Consider the following 20,580-nt stretch of genomic DNA (forward strand, 5'->3'; position numbering starts at 1 on the left):
AGGTATTCTTATGAGCAATGTAACGTTAACGTATTATGGTCATGCTACGTTTGCTTTGAGCAATGGTGATGTGACGTTGGTGTGTGATCCGTTCTTTACTGGTAATACTTGGGATGTGGCAAGGGCAGAGGATATAGAGTGCCAATACATTTTTGTGTCTCATGGTCATGATGATCATTATGGTGATACCGATATGATTGCAAAGAAAAATGATGCTCTTGTTATTTCTACGGCAGAGGTAGCAGGTAAAGCGGCGTCTGCAGGTGCTAGAGCACATGCGATGCATTTAGGTGGAAAGTTCAATTTTCCATTTGGCTCTATCCGCTTGACGCCGGCTTTCCATGGTTCTGGTGTACCAGGTGGGCATGCCGCAGGTGTGATCATTGAGTTCTTTGGTAAACGTGTATACTTTGCTGGGGATACTGCATTGTTCAGCGATATGAAATTAATCAGTCGTCATGGTGAAATAGACTATGCTTTGTTGCCAATTGGTGATAACTTTACGATGGGGGTGGAAGATGCAGTAACGGCAGCATCTTGGATTCAAGCAAATACAACCATCCCAATCCATTACAAAACATGGCCTGTCATCGATAAAGAGCCAGCAACTTTTGTGGCGTTGTTAGAAGCAAAACATAAACAAGCAGGACTTGTGGTGGATCCAGGGCAAACTATAGAATTATAAAAATACTAGTATTATGGTAAGCGAGAACAAGGGAGAGACTTATGTTTAATAATGAGCTAAAGAAAAATGCGTTAGAAGAATTAAAGAGAACAAAATCAAGACATGATTCACAGCTGGATTCCACTGTCAAAATGGTTGAAAAGTTTCATAATAGTAAATTAGCTGCTAGAGATATTGCTCAACATGTTGCAGCACATTTAGAAACTTTGTCAGGAGTACCTAAAGAATATGCTAAAGAAATTAGTGATATTAAAATTAATTTACAAGATTTTACCACAGAAGTGGATCGGCTAGAGCGTGATTTTGATGATAATAATGGTGGTAGTATAGCAGGTGCAGGGGTAGCTATGGGTGCCGGGGTAGCAGCCTTTGGACCGACTGCTGCTATGGCTATTGCTACAACATTTGGCACTGCTTCTACAGGCGCAGCCATTGGTACGTTGTCGGGAGCAGCAGCTACGAATGCTGCTTTAGCATGGCTTGGAGGAGGAGCCTTAGTTGCAGGTGGTGGTGGCGTAGCTGCTGGAGAAGCTTTGCTAGCTATGGCTGGACCAGTGGGCTGGGCGATTGGAGGCCTTGCATTGCTGGGTGGTGGACTTTGGGCTAGCTCTAAAAATAAAGAGGCTGCTCAAAAGTATGAAGCTGCTGCTAGAGAAGTAAAAAGTGCTATATATGAACTAAAAAAACTAGAAACTGCTGTAGAAAAGGAAAATATACGATTAAACTCAATGGTGCAAGAATTAGAAAAAGCTGACAGTTCATTTGAATGGGTGAAAGAAGAGGAAGAAGTGGTAGAAGACGTAGGATTTTTTGCCAAACTGTTTGGTAAAAAAGCTACTAAAGAAAAAATAAAGGGGTATAGACGATTTGAAAGATTGTCTTCTGATGAGAAAAAAGATCTAATGACTATTATGAATACGGCCAAAACTATTTCGGAAATACTAAAAGAAAAAGTAAATAAAGGATAGAAACATGAGTACATTATCACTTCCTCAAATTATGGGAGCTTATAAGTATAATGATATAGCCATGGATGCTAAGGATATTGTATTCGATAAATATGATGCTATGTTTGCGGCTACATCTGGTATTATGGCAGGATTAATCGATGTATTTTTTGTGGGAATTCCTAAAGAGGGACCATTGACAAAATTAGCGGATGGCATGGTAGATAATCTTGTCATGAAAGCTGCTAAAATTTCTGGCTGGACTCCTAAAGATGGCCACGAAACGATTGGATCAGCTATAGGCTTTTTTGAAAGAAACTTCCCGGTAAATTATGATCATCGCAGTACTACGGATGTAGGAGGTGCCTTTTCTCTAGGGACTAAAAATCATCACTTTAAATCCTTATCTCATAGTCCAGATCCAATTGGTTTATTTTTCTCTATTTTGGATCAGTTTATGAATACAGCTAGTTTTATTTCGGATGGACAATTGATTCGCATTGATACCAGTGATAGTAAGTTCCGCTTGGAGGGTAGCAATTTTATATCTAAATTATTTGCAGGATTTGCAAATTGGTTAGGGCATATATTATCTGATGTAGCAGGATCTTCTGGTGGACGAGGAAATGGCGGTAGAGGTACAGGTGTTCCAATTCCTTTTATGAATCTATTTCAATTTTTCAATGTGGGAAGTTTTCAAGTAGGCCAATATCGCAATGATTTTGCTACTGTTATGGTTAAAGTATTCCAAGAAGGTTATGATTTCCGCCATGGGCTAGCAATGGCGGTGCCTGTAATTCTTAATGAATTAATTGTTCGTGCATTTTGTGTGATACGTCGACGTTTTCAGTATCAGCTTCCTTGGAAAGATTGTCTGCCAACTATGAAAGATAAAACTCTTCGTTGGATGCTCTTAATCAGTACAGGTGCCATGTGTGCAGTGGATGGTATTGATGCTGTTATACGAGGTGGTGGCAATGCGGTAATGATTTTTTTACGCATGAACTACGTGGCGTGGATCCGATTTATTTATCTCATTATTAAAGAAATAGCTATTTTTATTAAACCGATTATATCTGATGTGTGGAAACATGTAAAACAATGGATAAAAGATAAAATATTAAGCCTTGGTGAAGAAAAAGCGGTGGCAGCTTTTTATGAACGAGTTCGTGCCTATGAAGGTCAATTAGAACGAGAGTTTGAATCATTTTATATGGAGGTTAAAAATGAGCATGACTATAAAATGGGGCTCATTGCTCAATTAGACATGAGTTATACATCTAGTCAAAGGGGCTCTGCCTCTGTAGAACTTGCAAAATCTTATGGCGTAAATGATGATGATATTATAGAGACGGATGAAGACTTATTCAATGCTTTATTCAGGGAGTAATCCTCTATACTGACGTCCCTCCCTTCTCTATGGTATAATAATCTTCACATGGAGGTATCTATGAAATTAACACATTTTGATGAAGGCGGTAATGCGCATATGGTGGATGTATCCGCTAAGGATCACACAGAGCGCGTGGCTGTAGCAGAAGGGTTTATTACGCTCAGTGAGGAAGCTTTTAGTATTGTGGCGTCTGGGAATGTCAAAAAAGGTGATGAGTTAGCAGTGGCACAATTGGCAGCCATCATGGGGGCGAAGCAAACGTCTAACCTCATTCCGTTATGCCATCCATTGGCGTTGACGAAGGTAAGTGTAGACTGTTCCTTGGTAGAAGAGAAACAAGCTGTGTGCATTCGTAGCACAGTGAAAACTACGGGCCCTACAGGGGTGGAAATGGAAGCATTAACAGCGGTTCAAGTGGGTCTATTAACGGTTTATGATATGGTAAAAGCCGTCGACAAAACTATGACCATTGGTCCTGTGTATCTTGTGGAAAAACAAGGTGGTAAAAGCGGACATTTTAAGCGATAAGATAGTAGGTGAATCATGGAAATTGTATTAGTAGAACCGGAAATTCCTGGTAATACAGGCAATATTGCACGCCTTTGTGCAGCAAATCATATGACACTACATTTGGTGGAACCTTTGGGGTTTTCCATTGAAGATAAATATTTGAAACGAGCAGGTCTTGATTATTGGCATCTTGTGGATGTAAAAATACATAAGTCTTTGGATGAAGTGTATGAACAGTATAAAGATCGGCGTTTTTGGTATGCTACGACAAAGGCCGCCCATACCCATGCAGAAGTGCAATATGAAATTGGAGATATGCTCGTGTTTGGTAAAGAAACAAAAGGTTTGCCAGAAGAAATTGTGGCAGCCAATCCAGATACATGCATTCGTATTCCGATGATTGATGAAGCGCGGTCTTTGAATTTATCGAATGCGGTGGCAATCATTGCCTATGAAGCTATGCGCCAACTGGATTTCCCAGATTTGCAGGCCGTTGGACCAGGTGTATCTATCGAGGTGTAAGCTCTTGATTGTTGGTCTATAGAAAATGGTAAATATAGTCAGTCTAATCATATGGCATAGTCTATATACGGTGAAATATCATAGACTTTCACTATACGACCGAAGATTAGATACTATAGACTGTATAGCATACACAATATATGAAAGAATATAAGAATGAAATCCGAATAGGATGGAGGAGGAATTATGAATTACGATTTAGCTTATGAATTACAAAAAGCAATGCGTGACAGCGAAGAACATAAAGAGATGATGGCAGCCCAAGAGGCAATTAAAGACGACCAAGCAGCAAAAGGCATGGTAGAAGAATTTATGTCTTTACAAATGCAATTGGAATATGCAAAAATTGCAGATGCTCCTGAAGCGGAAGAGTTATTGAAAAAATTAGAAGGCTTATTGCCAATGGTACAAGCTAATTCTGGTGCGAATGCGTACTTAACAGCGCATGCACGTTGGACACAAGTGGCGAATGATATTTATCGAATCATTAGCGAACCAATCACTGAAGGTATGAAAATTTTAGAAAAGGCTCAGTAATATGAACGCTGTATGGGAAGCATTGCAACAGGTGGTTCCATCGGATCGTATCCAGCGGGATGCCCTGTTGGCACCTTTTACAACCTTTCAAATTGGAGGTCCCGCTGATTTACTTGTATTACCTCACTCTATACAAGAGTTGCAAGATTGCATGCATGTATTGAGCAAACATGGCATTGAACCTTTTGTACTAGGTTTAGGGTCTAATGTGCTCATCCAAGATGGTGGTATGCGTGGTGTCGTTCTTTGCTTGAAAGAATTACAAGAGGAACAACACCGTAATGGTACTACGATTATCATGAGTGCAGGGTATACGTTGAAAGAAGTGTCCGAATACGCCCAACGTGAAAGTTTAAGTGGCTTGGAATTTGCTATCGGCATTCCTGGTAGTTTAGGTGGGGCTGTATTCATGAATGCTGGTGCCTATGATGGCGAAATGGATCAAGTAGTCACTGGCGTAGATGCGGTCGATATGCAAGGGAACTTGCACCACTATAGTCGAGAAGAATTGCAGTTTGCCTATCGTCATAGCCGTTTTCACGAGAACCATGAAATCATCGTACGGGTGACGATGGAGCTGCAAGAGGGGAACCCAGCTGATATCCAAGAACGAATGGATGATCTCACTGAAAAACGGGAATCTAAACAACCCTTGGAACATGCCAGCGCAGGATCTACCTTCAAGCGCCCACCGGGATATTATGCAGGAACTTTGATTGACCAAACAGGCTTGAAAGGTTTATCTGTAGGGCCTGCAGAGGTATCTACGAAGCACGCGGGCTTTGTGGTCAATCGTGGAGGAGCCACAGCTAATGATGTATTAGGTGTCATCCATGAGGTGCAAAAGCGGATTCATGCAGTTCATGGAGTGCAGTTGGAACCAGAGGTGCGCATCCTAGGGGAATCTCGTGAACAAATGGGTTCTGTTGTCACCATTATAAGAGCTCAAGAGACAGATATTCCAGCATTGTCTAACTTGTGTGCAGACACATTTAGAGAAACTTTCAGTCATGACAATACAGAAGAGGACTTGAAAGCCTTTTTTGAAGAAACCTATAACCATGATGTATTGAAACGTGAGCTGGACCATGACGAGAGCGAAACATATCTAGCTTACGTAGATGATGCATTGGCAGGGTATTTGAAAGTAAATTGGGGCGATGCACAAACAGAGCGTAAATTAGAGAATGCCTTTGAAGTGCAACGTATATATGTGCTCAAAGAGTACCATGGACAAGGCGTGGGTAAAGCCTTGTTTGAAAAAGCCTTGCGTATCGCTGAGTCTGGTGATTTTGATTGGGCTTGGCTTGGTGTTTGGGAGAAAAATTATAAAGCACAACATTTTTATAAATGCTATGGATTTGAAAAATTTGGAGAACACCAATTTGTTGTGACTCCAGAGAAGACAGATAGCGATTGGTTGTTGAAGAAATCTTTGCGATAAACCTTGACATATCCATTGTATTTTGAGTATAATATTTCGGTAAGCAATTTGTACGGACTTCCACTAGCCCCGGAAGGTGGCAATTGCTTCTGTTAATACATTCTTGTTATTAGGAGGAAAGCAGCATGAAAACTACATTTATGGCCAATGCGAACAATATTGAGCGCAAATGGTATGTTGTTGACGCTGAAGGTAAAACTTTAGGACGTCTTGCTGCCGAAGTTGCTAAAGTTCTTCGGGGCAAACATAAACCAACTTTTACACCACATGCAGACACTGGTGACCACGTTATCGTTGTGAACGCAGAAAAAGTTCGTGTAACAGGTAAAAAATTATTACAAAAAGAATATTTCCGTCATTCTGGTTATCCAGGCGGATCCCGTTTCACTACACTTGCTATGATGTTGGAAAAACATCCTGAACGTGTAATCGAAATGGCAGTTAAAGGTATGCTTCCAAAAAATAAATTGGGTGCACAACAATACCGTAAATTGAATGTATACGCTGGCGCAGAGCATCCACATGCTGCTCAAAAACCAGAAGTTTTGGAATTAGATATCCGTTAATACCGGGAGGAGGAACATATAATGGCAGTAGCACAATACTACGGCACTGGTCGTAGAAAATCTTCCGTTGCTAGAGTTCGTCTGGTACCGGGTACAGGTAAAATCACTGTAAACAAACGCGAATTAAATGAATATTTCGGTCGTCAAACTCTTGAGTTGATTGTTAAACAACCATTGGTATTAACAAACACTTTAGAACAATACGACGTTGTGGCAACTGTAGCTGGTGGTGGCCCATCCGGTCAAGCTGGTGCAATTCGTCACGGTGTGTCCCGTGCATTATTAGAAGTTGATGGCGAACTTCGTCAAGGTCTTAAAAAGGCTGGCTTCTTGACTCGTGACCCACGTATGAAAGAACGTAAAAAATACGGTCTTAAAAAAGCTCGTAAAGCATCTCAATTCTCCAAACGTTAATTTGGCGATTACAGAACCCAGTATCCTTTGTGGTGCTGGGTTTTTTGTTGCCTATGAACCAGTATAGAAAGTGGAAAGGAATGATACTACATGGATAAACTACTAAGACTATTGGGAGTGGTAGCTGTGGCATTGATTATTTGGTGTTTGCCACATACGCCAGAAATTACAGATCAAGGATGGCATTTATTAGCTATCTTTACAGCCACTATTGTGGGTTTTATATTACGACCCTATCCCACAGGGGTCATGGCATTTATGGGAGCTGCGGCGGCAGTAGCTACTAGCTCCATTAAGATGAACGAAGCTTTATTAGGCTATGCAGAGCCTAATGTATGGCTTATCGTATCGGCTATCTTCTTTTCTAGAGGTATTATTAACTCTGGATTAGGTCGACGCATTGCCTATACCTTAATTCATTGGTTCGGTACAAGTACCTTGCGTTTAGCCTATGCCTTGGCGATGACTGATTTAATAATTTCTCCTGCTACCCCATCGAATACGGCTCGTGGAGGCGGTATTATCTATCCTATCGTGCAAAATATTTCTATGGCATTCGATTCGAGACCGGGAGAAACGGCACGTCGTATGGGAGCCTACCTAATGACTACGGCTCACACAGTAAATGCCTGTACAGTGACTGTATTCTTGACCGCTTGTAGTGGTAACTTGTTGATTACATCTTTAGGGGCAAAATTATTTGGCTACACGGTGACATGGTGGGAGTGGTTTTTAGCAGGAGCCTTGCCTGGATTGCTCAGTATGATCATCATGCCTTGGTTTATTTATAAGATTTACCCACCTGAAATCAAAGAAACACCAGAAGCTCCAGCTATGGCTCGTGAAGAACTAGATAAACTAGGTCCGATCACGACGATGGAGAAAAAGGTAGCGGCTATCTTTGTAGGTGCCATACTACTCTGGTCTACTACGACAATTACGGGCTTACATGCGACTGTTATTGCGATTATGGCGGTACTAGCCTGTGTCATTAGTGAGTGTCTTACATGGGATGACATTTTGAAAGAAACCACAGGCTGGGATATTTTAATCTGGATGGGTACTCTAGTAGGTATGGCTGGATTGCTCGGTAAATTAGGCGTTGTAGCTGTCTTTGCAAAATTCGTCAGCACTATGTTAGGTGGTATGTCTTGGGAGTGGGCAGCCTTGATTATTTCCTTAGTCTTTGTATACTCGCAGTATTTCTTCGCCAGCGGCACCGCTCGTATTACCGCATTATTTTCTGCCTTTGCATCTATCTTAATTGCCTTGGGCGCACCAATTCCTTATGCAATTTTGATGTTTGGCTTGATGAATAGCCCTGGCTGCACCTTGACACATTATAGCTCAGGGGTAACGCCGATCTTCTTTGGCAGTCACTACGTGCCACAAGTAACGTGGTGGAAAGTAGGCTTTTATATTTCCGTATTGAATTATATCTTCCATTTCTTCTTTGGTAACCTAAGCATGAAGTTGTTTGGCATCATTTAAGATTCTACTCTTATCATAAGATGTGATAATAAAAGTAAATTATTATATTTTTAATAATGATACTTATTGAAAATACTTGGACTTTCATGTATAATAATGATAATGATAATGAAAGAAAAATCCATCCAAGAGGTACGCATGAAAAAATATAAACAAAAAGGCAAACGTTGGGAAATTGCCGAACATCAAGAAGAAGTAGAATCTCAATTGACCTCTGGATTAGCAGTGCACCCTATTGTTTCTCATTTATTGGCAAATCGTGGGATTACCACTGTAGAAGAAGGTCGAACATTCTTATATAGCACAATGGATGATTTATTAGATCCTTTTATGTTAAAAGGTATGGCACAGGCTGTGGAAGAAATCGAAAGAGTCTTAGCTATGAATGGATCCATTGTCATTTACGGAGATTATGATGTGGATGGTATTACTGCTACATCACTAATGTACCGATTTTTTTCGCGCTTAGGAGCGAATGTAACTTATTATATTCCAGAGCGACAAAGCGAAGGCTATGGTCTCAACTTAGAAGCTTTGGAATATTTGATTGCTCAAAAAACAGACTTAATTATTTCTGTAGATTGTGGTATTAGTTCCTATGATATTGTAGAAGCTGTGAGAGATCGCGTGTCTATGATTATTACGGACCATCATACATCACCACCGCAAATACCAAGAGCTACAGCGGTGGTAAACCATAAACAACCAGGGTGTCCCTATGCAGATAAAAACTTATCTGGTGTAGGTGTGGCTTTCAAAGTCTGCCAAGCGTTGTGGAAACGTCGTACTGGTGAAGAATATCGAGAAGACTTAGATATTGTAGCTTTGGGTACGGTAGCTGATGTAGTTCCCTTAGTGGGAGAAAATCGAATCATCGTCCGTGAAGGTTTGCGTAAAATGACAGAATCCCCCAATGTAGGGATTCAAGCTTTAGTGCAAGTTGCTGGTTTAGAAGGTAAAGTGTTATCTGCAGGGCACATTGGATTTACCTTAGCACCACGATTAAATGCAGCAGGTCGTGTGACACATGCGACACGTGCTGTAGAATTGCTGATTACTACAGACCCAGCTGAGGCAATTGAAATTGCAGAAGAGTTGCAAGAAACGAATACGGAACGACAACAGATTGAGCGATCAATTTTTGAAGAAGCCTATCAATCGGTATTAGCACAAGGAAGTTTGGCGGATCAATGTATTGTAGTGGCAGGCGAAGGTTGGCATCCTGGCGTTATCGGTATCGTTGCGTCCCGTTTGGTAGAAGCCTTTTATAAACCGACCATGGTGATTAGTATCCATGATGGAATTGGTAAAGGCTCCTGCCGTAGTATTGATCATTGTAATATGTATGATATGTTAACCTATGCAAAGGATACATTAATTCAGTTTGGTGGTCATGCACAGGCGGCAGGATTTAGTGTACAAGCAGAACAGATTGATGCTTTGCGTGAAAAAGCTAGCGAGTTTTGCCGTAAACAATTAACAGAAGAAGATTATATTCCCATTGTCACCATTGATGGCGCAGTGCATAGCGATGACATTAGTATTGATCTGATTGATCAAATTGCTACCTTGGAGCCTTATGGTATGGGCAATAGTACGCCTGTGTTTGCCCTTCCTAAGATTCGTGTACAGAATCTGTATCCTATGGGCTTTCAAAAAAATCATTGTAAGATTATTCTACAAGGTCAGCAGGGCCCCATTGATGCGGTGGCTTGGCAAGGGGAGCATTATATGCAAGAAATCTTTGCTGATGACCCTGTAAAAGTAGCCTTTTCCTTGCAGAAAAATGAATGGCAAGGTGTGGTGACGCCACAGCTTATTGTGCAAGACTTGGAGCCCCTTTCACAGCAACGAGAACGGTTAGAAGTAGATAGTTTGCGTAAACTGTATACGGTGGTGAAACAAATTTTCCGATCTCCCACAGCACCGAAATATATTGTAGAACGGGAAACCTTGGAAAGCCGACCTCAAGAGATGACTTCTCGAGAAGCTATTCTTGCCCTTGAAGTGTTTAAGGAATTAGGCATTTTGAAAGAAGAAGTATTAGAAGATGGACGTCATGTCTATCGTTGGGTGAATGTGCAACAAAAGTTGGAACTTCATACATCCTTGACGTTTATGACATATAGTCAGGAGGGAGCTTAATGGTAAGTACTATAAATACCCCTCAGGAGCATACATTTAATAAAGAACGAGAATATGGACAATTTATGGACCGTGTTCGGTCCTATTTACCAGAAGAAGACTGGCCAGTCATAGAGCGTGCGTTTGCACTGGCAGATAAAGCCCATGCGCCACAAAAACGGGTTTCTGGAGAACCGTATATCTTGCACCCATTAGGGGTTGCCACTATATTGAGCGAACTACAAATTGATCGATCTACCTTGGTATCTGCTTTATTACATGATGTAGTGGAAGATACAGAGATAAGCTTAGAGGAAATAGAAGAACAATTTGGACCAGAAGTGGCGTTCTTGGTAGATGGGGTTACAAAACTGAATCAATTTCAGTACCAAACGAAAGAAGAACAGCAAATCGAAAATTATCGGAAGATGATTTTAGCCATGGCAAAAGATGTGCGTGTAGTGGTTATCAAGCTGGGGGACCGCTTGCACAATATGCGTACTTTAAAGCATATGCGACCTGATAAACAACAGCGCATTGCCCAAGAAACATTAGAAATTTTTGCGCCATTGGCACATCGCTTAGGTATTTTTAATATTAAATGGGAACTAGAGGACTTATCGTTCCGCTATTTAGAACCAGAAAAATATTATGACCTAGTACAACAGATGAGTGAAAAACGACAAGCTCGTGAGGATATCGTCAATGATACTATGAATACTTTGAAAGATGCTTTGGAACATGCTCATATTAAAGCAGATGTAAAAGGTCGTCCCAAACACTTTTATAGTATTTATAAGAAGATGAAAAAGGACAATCGTGATTTATCGCAAATTTACGATTTGTATGCAGTGCGTGTCATCGTAGATACAATTCCAGATTGTTATGCTGTGTTAGGTACAGTACATAGTTTGTGGAAACCGTTGCCGTATCGCTTTAAAGATTATATTGCCATGCCGAAGTCGAATATGTATCAATCCTTGCATACCACCGTCATCGGTACGAAAGGTCAGCCCGTAGAAATTCAAATTCGTACTTGGGATATGCATCGTGTATCTGAATATGGTGTAGCCGCTCATTGGCGCTATAAAGAGGGCAATAAAGGAAAGGCAGAAGCTGATTTTGATGCAAAGGTAGGCTGGATTCGTCAAGTTCTTGAGTGGCAAGATGCCAGCGATCCGAAAGAATTGTTGAATGCATTAAAACTAGATGTCTTTACAGGGGAAGTATTCGTCTTTACCCCAAAAGGTGACGTTATGAAGTTGCCAAAAGGCACAGTGCCACTGGATTTTGCCTATCGTGTTCATACCGATGTGGGCAATAAATGTGTAGGAGCCAAAGTTAATGGCAAGATTGTTCCTCTAGATTATGAACTGCAAAATGGTGACATCGTTGAAATCGTCACTTCTAAAAATGGAAAACCTCGCTTAGACTGGTTAAATATTGTTGGTTCTACAGAAAGTAAGACGAAGATTCGAAACTGGTTCAAGCGAGAAAATAAAGAAGAAAATATCGTCAAAGGCCGCGAACTATTAGAAAAAGAAGCGAAACGCTTAGGCTATGATTGGAAAGACTTAACAAAAAATGGTCGTCTAGAAAAGATTGGAAAATCTTTGAATGCTGGTGGCGAAGCTGAGTTGTACTCTGCCGTTGGATTTGGTGGACTTTCAGTGAATACAGTATTGCTTAGATTAGTGGACATTCATAAGCAGGAAGTCGCTAAGGAAGAGCAGCGAAAAGATACAATGGCTGTTATCGACCGTCTCAAAGTAAATCAAGGGAAATCCAAGAAAAGTAGTAGCGGTGTTCTTGTAAAAGGTGAAGCTGGGGTGATGGTTCGTATGGCTCGTTGCTGTAATCCTGTACCAGGAGACGATATTATTGGTTATATTACAAGAGGCAGAGGTGTTTCTGTACATCGCGCAGATTGTACCAATATTGGTCATACCCCAGATGATTTGAATCGCATGATAGAAGTTGATTGGGAAGGAGCTACACAGGATCAATTCCAAGTAAGTGTGTCCGTACATGCCTATGATCGCAGTGGCTTATTAATGGAAGTGATGGCAGTATTGTCGGAAATGAAAATTAACATTTCCAATATTAATGCAAAAACTGACGATACAAAAGATGTAACAATTCATTTAATGTTAGATATTAAAGATTTGTCACAACTGGATTATGTGATGACGAAGTTGCGTCGAGTGAAAGATGTATATTCAGTCCATCGAGGAGGGAAAGCATGAGAGCGGTTGTACAACGTGTAAGTTCTTCTTCGGTTACCGTAGATGGGTCTGTCATTGGTAGTACGAAGCAAGGTCTTTTAGTGCTAGTAGGTGTAACAGATACGGATACAACAGAGGATGTGCAATATATCTGCGATAAGGTCAGTCACTTACGCATCTTTGAAGATGAACAGGATAAGATGAACCTATCCGTATTAGATGTAGGTGGTGAGGTGTGCGTAGTGTCGCAATTCACTCTCTACGGAGATGCGCGCAAGGGTCGTCGACCGAACTTTATGAAAGCAGCACCACCAGAGATGGCAGAGCGGTTATATCTGGAGCTAGTAGAGGCTTTCAAAGGAAGAGGTTTAATAGTGAGTACAGGTCAATTTCAAGCCCATATGCAAGTGGAATTGGTCAATGATGGACCTGTGACGATTCTATTAGATAGTAGTAAAGAGTTTTAATGGAGTTAATAAATGAAGCTATATTATATGCCCTTAGGGGCGTATGGAACAAATTGTTACATTGCGCATAATGAAGCAGATAATACGTGTTTAGTCACAGATCCGGGTGATGAAGGAGAAAAACTCAAAGACATTTTAGATAGTCATGACTTTAAAGTACAAGGAATCTTACTAACTCATGGTCACAGTGATCATATTGGAGCGGTAAAAACGTTGGTGGATGCGTATCATGTGCCAGTGTATATTCACGAAGGTGATGCGGAGTGTCTGACGAATCCAGAAGTGAATTTAAGTGCTCATTCTGGTCGTTATATAACGGCAGAAGTGAACGATGTTCGCTATGTGAAAGAGGGCGATACGATTTTCTTAGGGGACACTACCTTTACTGTGATTGAAACGCCAGGTCATACACCAGGTGGTGTGTGCTATTATACAGAGGGGACCTTGTTAGCTGGTGATACCTTGTTTCAAGGGTCAGTGGGTCGAACAGACTTCCCGAATGGTAATTTTGAGCAGTTAAGTAAAGGGATTAAAGAAAAGCTTTATACATTACCAGATGATACAAAGGTGTATCCAGGTCATGGCGGACAAACTACCATTGGTGATGAAAAACAATATAATCCCTTTGTACGGTAGGTGATAGGATGGGAAATAAAACTATACAATATTGGCTTCGTTGTATTTTACTGGTCTTGGCTAGTATTGGTTTATTAATCGCCTTACCAGTAGTCATTCCTTTGATTATTGCGGTCATATTAACATTGCTATTATGGCCATTAGTCAATATGACGCAAACGTGTGCAAGGCGGTATTGGAAACAATGTCCACGCTGGATTGCCATCATTCCATCATTTATCGTGGTAGCATTGATTTCTACATTGCTGGTGCGGTATGTCATGTTACCAGTAATCGGCGAATTAACTAAATTATTATTCAATTTGCCATATGTATTAGATCAATTTGTAACAGTGGTGAAAGGATTACAAGGTATCGATGGAGAAAGTATTATACCTCACCAATTTGAAGGAATTATCAACACTACCTTGATAAAAATTGGTAATTATGGTGTAGATTTGGCACAACGTGGTGTACTGGCCATTGTGTCCTTTGCTAGTACCTTATTACAATTATTATTGGTACCGATTTTAACATTCTACTTATTGAAAGATGGACGCACCATCAAGCGAGCTGTGTTAGATATTTTTTCTAGCCCTACATCAGCTCATTTAGAAGAAGTGGTGAATGATATTCTTCGCACATTAGGTGGATATTTACGAGGACAATTATTGTTAGCAAGCAATATGTTCTGTCTCACCTTTATCGTGTGCTACTTCTATGACTTGCCGTATCCCCTTGTGTTGGCGGTATTGGCAGGCATTGCAGAATGGATTCCCATCATTGGTCCCTTCATCAGTGCCGGACCAGCTATTATATTAGCGGCGGTCATCAGTGGCCCTCTAGCGGTGAAAGTTGCCATTACATACGGTATTCTACAACTACTAGATGGACAAATCATCATGCCCAAGATTATGGGGCATGTCATTAATCTTCCCCCATTAGTGATTATTACTGCTATTTTTGTAGGTGGTTATTTCTTTGGTATGATTGGCATGATGACAGCCGTACCATTGACAGCTATCGCACAAATTATAGCAAAACGCTTATGGTATTTTAATAGATATTATGTATTACAGAAAGAGGAACATCATGGATAAAACAACAGAAGTACAAGCAACAATGGAAAAATTGAAAGAACGTATTAAAGATAAAAAATACAAATTGACAACACAACGTCAAATTATTTTGCAAACGTTCATTGAAGCAGAAGAAAAACATTTAAGTGCAGAAGATGTGTACATTTTAGTGAAAAAGAACAATCCAGACATTGGATTGGCGACAATTTATCGTACATTGGATTTATTTACTGAGTTAGACTTAGTGAAGCGTTTGGATTTTGGTGATGGTCGTAATCGCTATGAATTGAATAGCGATGAGTTATCTCATTTCCATCATCATTTGATTTGTGTGAAATGTGGTTGTGTGAAAGAGTTCGAAGATGATATGTTGGAAACATTAGAGTCTATTATTGCTAAAAAATTAAACTTCCACACAACTGATCATCAATTAAAAGTATATGGTTTCTGTGGTGACTGCCATGAAGCGGCAAAGGCTTTAGAAGCTGAAAAAGAACATGCATAATACATACTGGTATGACGGGCCTCAAGAGTTAGGGTCCGTCATGGCACACCAGTGCGGAGCGGTGGGATTATTTTCATCGAAAGAAAATCCAGACTTTATCATCCATGTATCGAATGGTGAGGAAACTCAATCTATTTCGTTGGCACAGGAATTAGTTCATGGAATAGGCATCCAAAGAGGATCTATTAAAGGTGAGTCCGTACCATCAAAGAAACGAACAGGTGAACTAAAGTTAGACAATACTCACACACACATAATTGTGCAGTTGCTCTGCCACATTAGCGTACAGTGCGAATTGTTGGATACGATGATACAGGAACCATCAAAAGTATATGCAGACTACCTCTCTATTTGGGCTCTTTCAGGAAAAGACACTGTGGAAGGGCGCAAAGTGATAGGACGAGAAGTCTTGTCAGAGCTTAGACGTATATTGGGTGTGAAGACTAGTTTGTGGGGCACATTAGTAGGCGTACGACCTACTAAGTTGACTCATAAATTATGGGATTCTTTAGGTGACATAGACCGAGTTCGGCAAGAACTGGAAAGTACCCATAGTATTAGCCATGTAAAATGGAAATTATTAGAGCAAGTGGCAGTATTGGAACGCCCGTATGTGGCACATGTACAACAATCTCCTAAGGAGATTAGTTTGTATAGTGGCATTCCCTTTTGTGAAACGCATTGTACCTATTGCTCCTTTCCTTATGGGCTCATTCAGCACTATGGACAGGTACAAGATTTTGTGAATACCTACCATCGTGATATAGAACATATGAAAAGACTTGTTAAACGTCATGGTTTAGAGGTACAATCCTTATACATGGGTGGAGGGACTCCAACCAGTCTAGATGATGGAGACTTTCACCATATTGTGCATGCATTGGGAGATGTGATTCCAAAGGGTCGTGAGTTTACTGTAGAAGCAGGTCGTCCTGACTCATTGAATGCTAACAAGGTTCAATCTATTGTAGATTCTGGTGTGACTAGGATTAGCTTGAATCCTCAAACGATGCAGGATGAGTTGTTACGTATCATTGGCAGAGGCCATAGCGTAGCAGAGTTTTTATCTATGTATGACTATGTGGCGAGCCACACAAGTTGTTCTATTAATATGGATTTTATTGCAGGATTACCACGTCAAACAGTAAAAAATATGGTGGAGAATGTGCGATACATAGAACAATTACGTCCTCATAATGTAACGATCCATACGTTAGCGTTGAAAAAAGGGAGCCCATTATATGGAAGTCGCTTTGCCAATGAAATCCCTTCTGAAGATGTGGTCCAAACTATGCTAGATGAAACTCATACAGCTTTGCTGCAACTAGGCTATATACCGTATTATATGTATCGTCAACAATACATGGTGGGGCAAATGGAGAACATTGGCTACACCTTGCCAAATTATGAAAGTATCTATAATATCCAGATGATAGAAGAACGGCAGTCCATACTTTCCATAGGACCTGGAAGTGTGTCTAAATGGATAGGTGGCAGTGATTTTAGGCAACAAAAACAATACATGCCGAAAGATGTAGATACGTATATTCAAGATATACAACGACTATTAGAGAAACGTACTTTACTAAGTAATGAACATTGGAGGGACAGCTAGTGGCTATTCAAAAACCAAGAGGGACACAAGATTTATTGCCGAGTGTTCTTGGAAATTGGTACTATATTGAAAATACCATTCGTCGATTATGTAAGACCTATGGATTTGAAGAAATTCGTACGCCTATGTTTGAAGAAACGGGCTTATTTTTACGCGGTATTGGGGAAACTACAGATATCGTGCAAAAAGAAATGTATTCCTTTCCTACAGGAGATAAAAAAGATCAATCTTATACATTGCGTCCTGAGGGGACGGCTTCTGCGGTGCGTGCCTATTTAGAGAATAAAATCTACGGCCAAGAATCCATTACAAAATGGTTCTACATTGGACCTATGTTCCGTCACGACAAGCCACAAGCAGGTCGGTATCGTCAATTCCATCAATTTGGTGTGGAGTTATTAGGTACACAAGCACCAAGTGCTGATGCGGAATGTATTTCTCTTGTCTTGCAATTATTACGTGACTTAGGTTTAAAAGATTTGAATGTAGAAGTAAACTCTGTAGGTTGTCCAACGTGTCGTCCTGCGTATAGAGAGAAATTAATTGCTTTCTTTGAACCGAAAAAAGAAGAATTGTGTGAACTATGCCAAAGCCGCTTATACAAAAACCCATTGCGTATCCTTGATTGCAAAGAAGAAACATGTCAACAATTAGCAGTGGGTGTACCTGAGTTAAGTGAAAATTTATGTGAAGAATGCCAAGATCATTTTCATCATGTGAAAGAATACTTAACTGCAGCTGGCGAAAAATTTAGTTTAAATCCACGCTTGGTTCGTGGGTTAGATTATTACACGAAAACTGCCTTTGAAGTACAGTACACTCCATTGGGGTCTCAAAGTGCTGTTGCTGGTGGTGGTCGTTATGATGGTCTTGTAGAAGAATTAGACGGACCTCATACACCGGCGGTAGGATTTGCGATGGGGATGGAACGCTTGTTATTGGCATTGGAAAAACAAGGCTTATTACCAGAACAAGGACGAGAAGATTCCGTCTTCGTAGTGGCATTAGGAGAAATGGCACAAAAAGAGGCTTTCAGAATTACAAATACCTTGCGTAATGCCTATGTAAAAGCAGAAATGGAAGGTTCTGGTAAATCTATGAAGAGCCAAATGAAGTATGCTAACAAAATTAACGCAAAATATGTTATTATAATTGGTGATAATGAATTAGCTGAAGGTAAAGTCATCTTAAAATATATGGATACATCTGAACAAGAAACGGTATCCTTAGCTGAGATTACAAACCGTATAACTGAGTTAGTGAAAGGAAATTAGAATGGAAACTATGAAAGGTTTACACCGTACACATCATTGTGGAACTATCGGTGCAGAACAAGTAGGAACAGAAGTGGTTCTTTGCGGTTGGGTAGAGCGCCGTCGTGATCATGGTGGATTGATTTTTATTGATTTACGTGACCGATCTGGGGTTGTGCAAATCGTGGCATCTCCTGATCACAATATGGATTCTTTCCATAAAGCAGAAGATGTACGTAACGAATATGTATTGTGCGTACGTGGTACCATAACAGAACGTGATGCAGCGGCTGTGAATCCTAATTTACCAACTGGTAAATATGAAATGTATTGTGAAGAGTTACGTGTATTGAATGCAGCGAAAACACCTCCATTCTATATTCAAGACAATATCGATGTAGATGAAAATATTCGTTTAAAATATCGTTATTTAGATCTTCGCCGTCCAGAAATGCAAGCGAACTTGATGTTGCGTCACAAAGTGACAAAAGCAATGCGCGACTTCTTTGATAACAACGGTTTCTTGGAAATTGAAACACCTATGTTGACAAAAAGTACACCAGAAGGGGCACGTGACTACTTAGTTCCATCTCGTGTGAATCCTGGCACATTCTATGCATTACCACAATCTCCTCAAATTTTCAAACAAATTTTGATGGTAGCTGGCTATGAAAGATATTTCCAAATTGCTCGTTGTTTCCGCGATGAAGATTTACGTGCGGATCGTCAACCTGAATTTACTCAATTGGACATCGAAATGAGTTTCATGGATCAAGAGCAAATCTTGACGATGCAAGAGCAAATGATTGCCCATGTATTCAAAGCTGCACAAGATGTGGAAATTCCATTGCCAATGCCTCGCATGACTTGGGATGATGCGATGAACTTGTATGGTTCCGATAAACCAGATATTCGTTTTGATATGACTTTCACAGATGTAACAGACTGTGTGAAAGATACAGAGTTCAAAGTATTCCGTTCTGTTATCGACAATGGTGGTCAAGTAAAAGGTATCGTCGTAAAAGGCTATGCGGGCATTCCTCGTCGTGAGTTAGATGATTTGACAAACTTCGTAGGTATCTACGGTGCCAAAGGTTTGGCTTGGGCTTGCTTCAATGAAGACGGAACCATCAAATCTCAAATCATGAAATTCTTAGGCGAAGATACAGTGCGCAATATCGGTGCGAAAATGAACGCAGAGCCAGGCGATTTGGTATTGATGATTGCGGACAAACCTGCAGTTGTAGCAAAAGCTCTTGGTGAGTTACGTCTTGAAATGGGTAAACGCCGTGGCTTAATCGATGAAAATAAATTGGCATTCTTGTGGGTAACAGATTTCCCTATGTTCGAATACGATGAAGAAGATAAACGTTTCGTAGCAATGCATCATCCATTCACATCTCCACGTGAAGAAGATATGGACTTGTTAGCTACAGATCCAGGTGCGGTGAAAGCTATTGCCTATGACATGGTATTGAATGGTGTTGAAATCGGTGGTGGCTCCATCCGTATTTATCAATCTGATGTGCAAGAAAAAGTATTCAATGCGATCGGCTTGAGCACAGAAGAAAGTCGTTCTAAATTCGGCTTTATGTTAGATGCTTTTGAATATGGTGCACCTCCACATGGCGGTTGTGCCTTCGGTTTAGATCGTTTGGTAATGTTGATGGCGAAACGTCAATCCATTCGTGACGTAATTGCATTCCCTAAAACACAAAGTGCATCCGACTTGATGAGCCAAGCTCCATCTGAAGTTGCGCCAAAACAATTGCGTGAATTACATATTAAAACAGATGTAACAAAAGAAAAGCTAGTATAACTGAATTTGTCCAATAGAAAATTGTTATACTTATAAGATAAGGAACGGTGTATTTTTTCTTGAAATGACCGTTCCTTTCTGCTATACTATGGATATAGAAATTCCTGCTATGTACGTGTTATATCGCAGTTTTGAGCCAACATTTTAACTTAGGGATTCTCGCTCTTGTAAGGGCGCTCTGCCTCTATGAGGACTGTAATCTTACAAGGAGGAAACCCACCTGCCTTTGCAGGATCAAAACACGGTATGGATACGGCATAGTGGGGCTTTTATAAAACCGCCTAAGGGTGGTTTATTTTTTTTGCATTATTAGGAACATATAGACTATATAACTGAATAATTGTATAATAATGTATAAGCATATATGTT

19 protein-coding genes, 1 other RNA gene and 1 pseudogene are annotated in these 20,580 nt (G+C 40.4%); all 21 read left to right on the top strand.

Features of this window, described 5'->3' with window-relative positions:
• Positions 1-10: 10 nt before the first annotated feature.
• The 21 genes and pseudogenes from EO125_RS04230 (at position 11) to ssrS (ending at position 20,482) form a co-directional block, all read left to right on the top strand.
• Complete coding sequence (locus tag EO125_RS04230; protein WP_127147808.1) at positions 11-685, top strand: metal-dependent hydrolase; 675 nt, start codon at positions 11-13, stop codon at positions 683-685.
• 41 nt (positions 686-726) lie between these two features.
• Entirely contained in the window at positions 727-1,653 is a 927-nt protein-coding gene (locus EO125_RS04235) for a hypothetical protein (RefSeq protein WP_127147809.1), read from the top strand.
• A 4-nt stretch (positions 1,654-1,657) separates the two neighbouring features.
• Positions 1,658-3,022: a hypothetical protein gene (locus tag EO125_RS04240; RefSeq protein WP_127147810.1), complete on the top strand. Its 1,365-nt coding sequence runs from the start codon at positions 1,658-1,660 to the stop codon at positions 3,020-3,022.
• 60 nt (positions 3,023-3,082) lie between these two features.
• Positions 3,083-3,553, top strand: a complete 471-nt coding sequence (moaC, locus tag EO125_RS04245) for a cyclic pyranopterin monophosphate synthase MoaC (protein WP_127147811.1) — start codon at positions 3,083-3,085, stop codon at positions 3,551-3,553.
• 15 nt (positions 3,554-3,568) lie between these two features.
• Positions 3,569-4,057 (top strand): tRNA (uridine(34)/cytosine(34)/5-carboxymethylaminomethyluridine(34)-2'-O)-methyltransferase TrmL, encoded by a 489-nt coding sequence (gene trmL, locus EO125_RS04250; protein WP_009352837.1) that lies wholly within the window; start codon positions 3,569-3,571, stop codon positions 4,055-4,057.
• Positions 4,058-4,243: 186 nt separating this feature from the next.
• Positions 4,244-4,594, top strand: coding sequence for a YlbF family regulator (locus EO125_RS04255; protein WP_127147812.1), 351 nt, complete (start codon positions 4,244-4,246; stop codon positions 4,592-4,594).
• 1 nt (position 4,595) lies between these two features.
• Positions 4,596-5,498, top strand: a pseudogene (gene murB / locus EO125_RS10045) (UDP-N-acetylmuramate dehydrogenase); the annotation flags it as partial.
• A 12-nt stretch (positions 5,499-5,510) separates the two neighbouring features.
• Positions 5,511-6,038, top strand: a complete 528-nt coding sequence (locus EO125_RS10050) for an N-acetyltransferase (protein ID WP_240630436.1) — start codon at positions 5,511-5,513, stop codon at positions 6,036-6,038.
• A gap of 125 nt (positions 6,039-6,163) precedes the next feature.
• Positions 6,164-6,604 carry a 50S ribosomal protein L13 gene (gene rplM / locus EO125_RS04265; RefSeq protein WP_009352918.1) on the top strand — a complete coding sequence of 147 codons (441 nt, stop codon included), beginning with the start codon at positions 6,164-6,166 and terminating at the stop codon, positions 6,602-6,604.
• A gap of 21 nt (positions 6,605-6,625) precedes the next feature.
• Complete coding sequence (gene rpsI, locus EO125_RS04270) at positions 6,626-7,018, top strand: 30S ribosomal protein S9 (protein WP_009352806.1); 393 nt, start codon at positions 6,626-6,628, stop codon at positions 7,016-7,018.
• A gap of 90 nt (positions 7,019-7,108) precedes the next feature.
• Positions 7,109-8,509, top strand: coding sequence for a DASS family sodium-coupled anion symporter (locus tag EO125_RS04275; RefSeq protein ID WP_127147814.1), 1,401 nt, complete (start codon positions 7,109-7,111; stop codon positions 8,507-8,509).
• Between the two features lie 138 nt (positions 8,510-8,647).
• On the top strand, positions 8,648-10,654 hold the full coding sequence (recJ, locus tag EO125_RS04280; protein WP_127147815.1) for a single-stranded-DNA-specific exonuclease RecJ: 2,007 nt from the start codon (positions 8,648-8,650) through the stop codon (positions 10,652-10,654).
• Positions 10,655-10,719: 65 nt separating this feature from the next.
• The gene (locus tag EO125_RS04285; protein ID WP_370447289.1) at positions 10,720-12,879 is read left to right on the top strand and encodes a bifunctional (p)ppGpp synthetase/guanosine-3',5'-bis(diphosphate) 3'-pyrophosphohydrolase; all 2,160 of its coding nucleotides are present in this window, start codon (positions 10,720-10,722) and stop codon (positions 12,877-12,879) included.
• On the top strand, positions 12,876-13,325 hold the full coding sequence (dtd, locus tag EO125_RS04290) for a D-aminoacyl-tRNA deacylase (protein ID WP_127147817.1): 450 nt from the start codon (positions 12,876-12,878) through the stop codon (positions 13,323-13,325). Before EO125_RS04285 ends, dtd begins: the two co-directional genes overlap by 4 nt.
• A gap of 12 nt (positions 13,326-13,337) precedes the next feature.
• Positions 13,338-13,961, top strand: a complete 624-nt coding sequence (locus tag EO125_RS04295) for an MBL fold metallo-hydrolase (RefSeq protein ID WP_127147818.1) — start codon at positions 13,338-13,340, stop codon at positions 13,959-13,961.
• An 8-nt stretch (positions 13,962-13,969) separates the two neighbouring features.
• Positions 13,970-15,040, top strand: a complete 1,071-nt coding sequence (locus EO125_RS04300) for an AI-2E family transporter (RefSeq protein WP_127147819.1) — start codon at positions 13,970-13,972, stop codon at positions 15,038-15,040.
• Entirely contained in the window at positions 15,033-15,524 is a 492-nt protein-coding gene (locus tag EO125_RS04305; protein ID WP_127147820.1) for a Fur family transcriptional regulator, read from the top strand. Before EO125_RS04300 ends, EO125_RS04305 begins: the two co-directional genes overlap by 8 nt.
• Positions 15,517-17,139: a coproporphyrinogen dehydrogenase HemZ gene (hemZ, locus tag EO125_RS04310; RefSeq protein ID WP_127147821.1), complete on the top strand. Its 1,623-nt coding sequence runs from the start codon at positions 15,517-15,519 to the stop codon at positions 17,137-17,139. Before EO125_RS04305 ends, hemZ begins: the two co-directional genes overlap by 8 nt.
• Positions 17,139-18,413, top strand: coding sequence for a histidine--tRNA ligase (gene hisS, locus EO125_RS04315; protein ID WP_127147822.1), 1,275 nt, complete (start codon positions 17,139-17,141; stop codon positions 18,411-18,413). Before hemZ ends, hisS begins: the two co-directional genes overlap by 1 nt.
• Position 18,414: 1 nt before the next feature.
• Entirely contained in the window at positions 18,415-20,211 is a 1,797-nt protein-coding gene (gene aspS / locus EO125_RS04320) for an aspartate--tRNA ligase (protein ID WP_127147823.1), read from the top strand.
• Between the two features lie 98 nt (positions 20,212-20,309).
• Positions 20,310-20,482, top strand: a non-coding RNA gene (gene ssrS / locus EO125_RS04325) — 6S RNA.
• The last annotated feature ends 98 nt before the right edge of the window (positions 20,483-20,580 follow it).

Source organism: Veillonella sp. VA139 (genome assembly GCF_003992005.1).
Classification (GTDB): Bacteria; Bacillota; Negativicutes; order Veillonellales; family Veillonellaceae; genus F0422.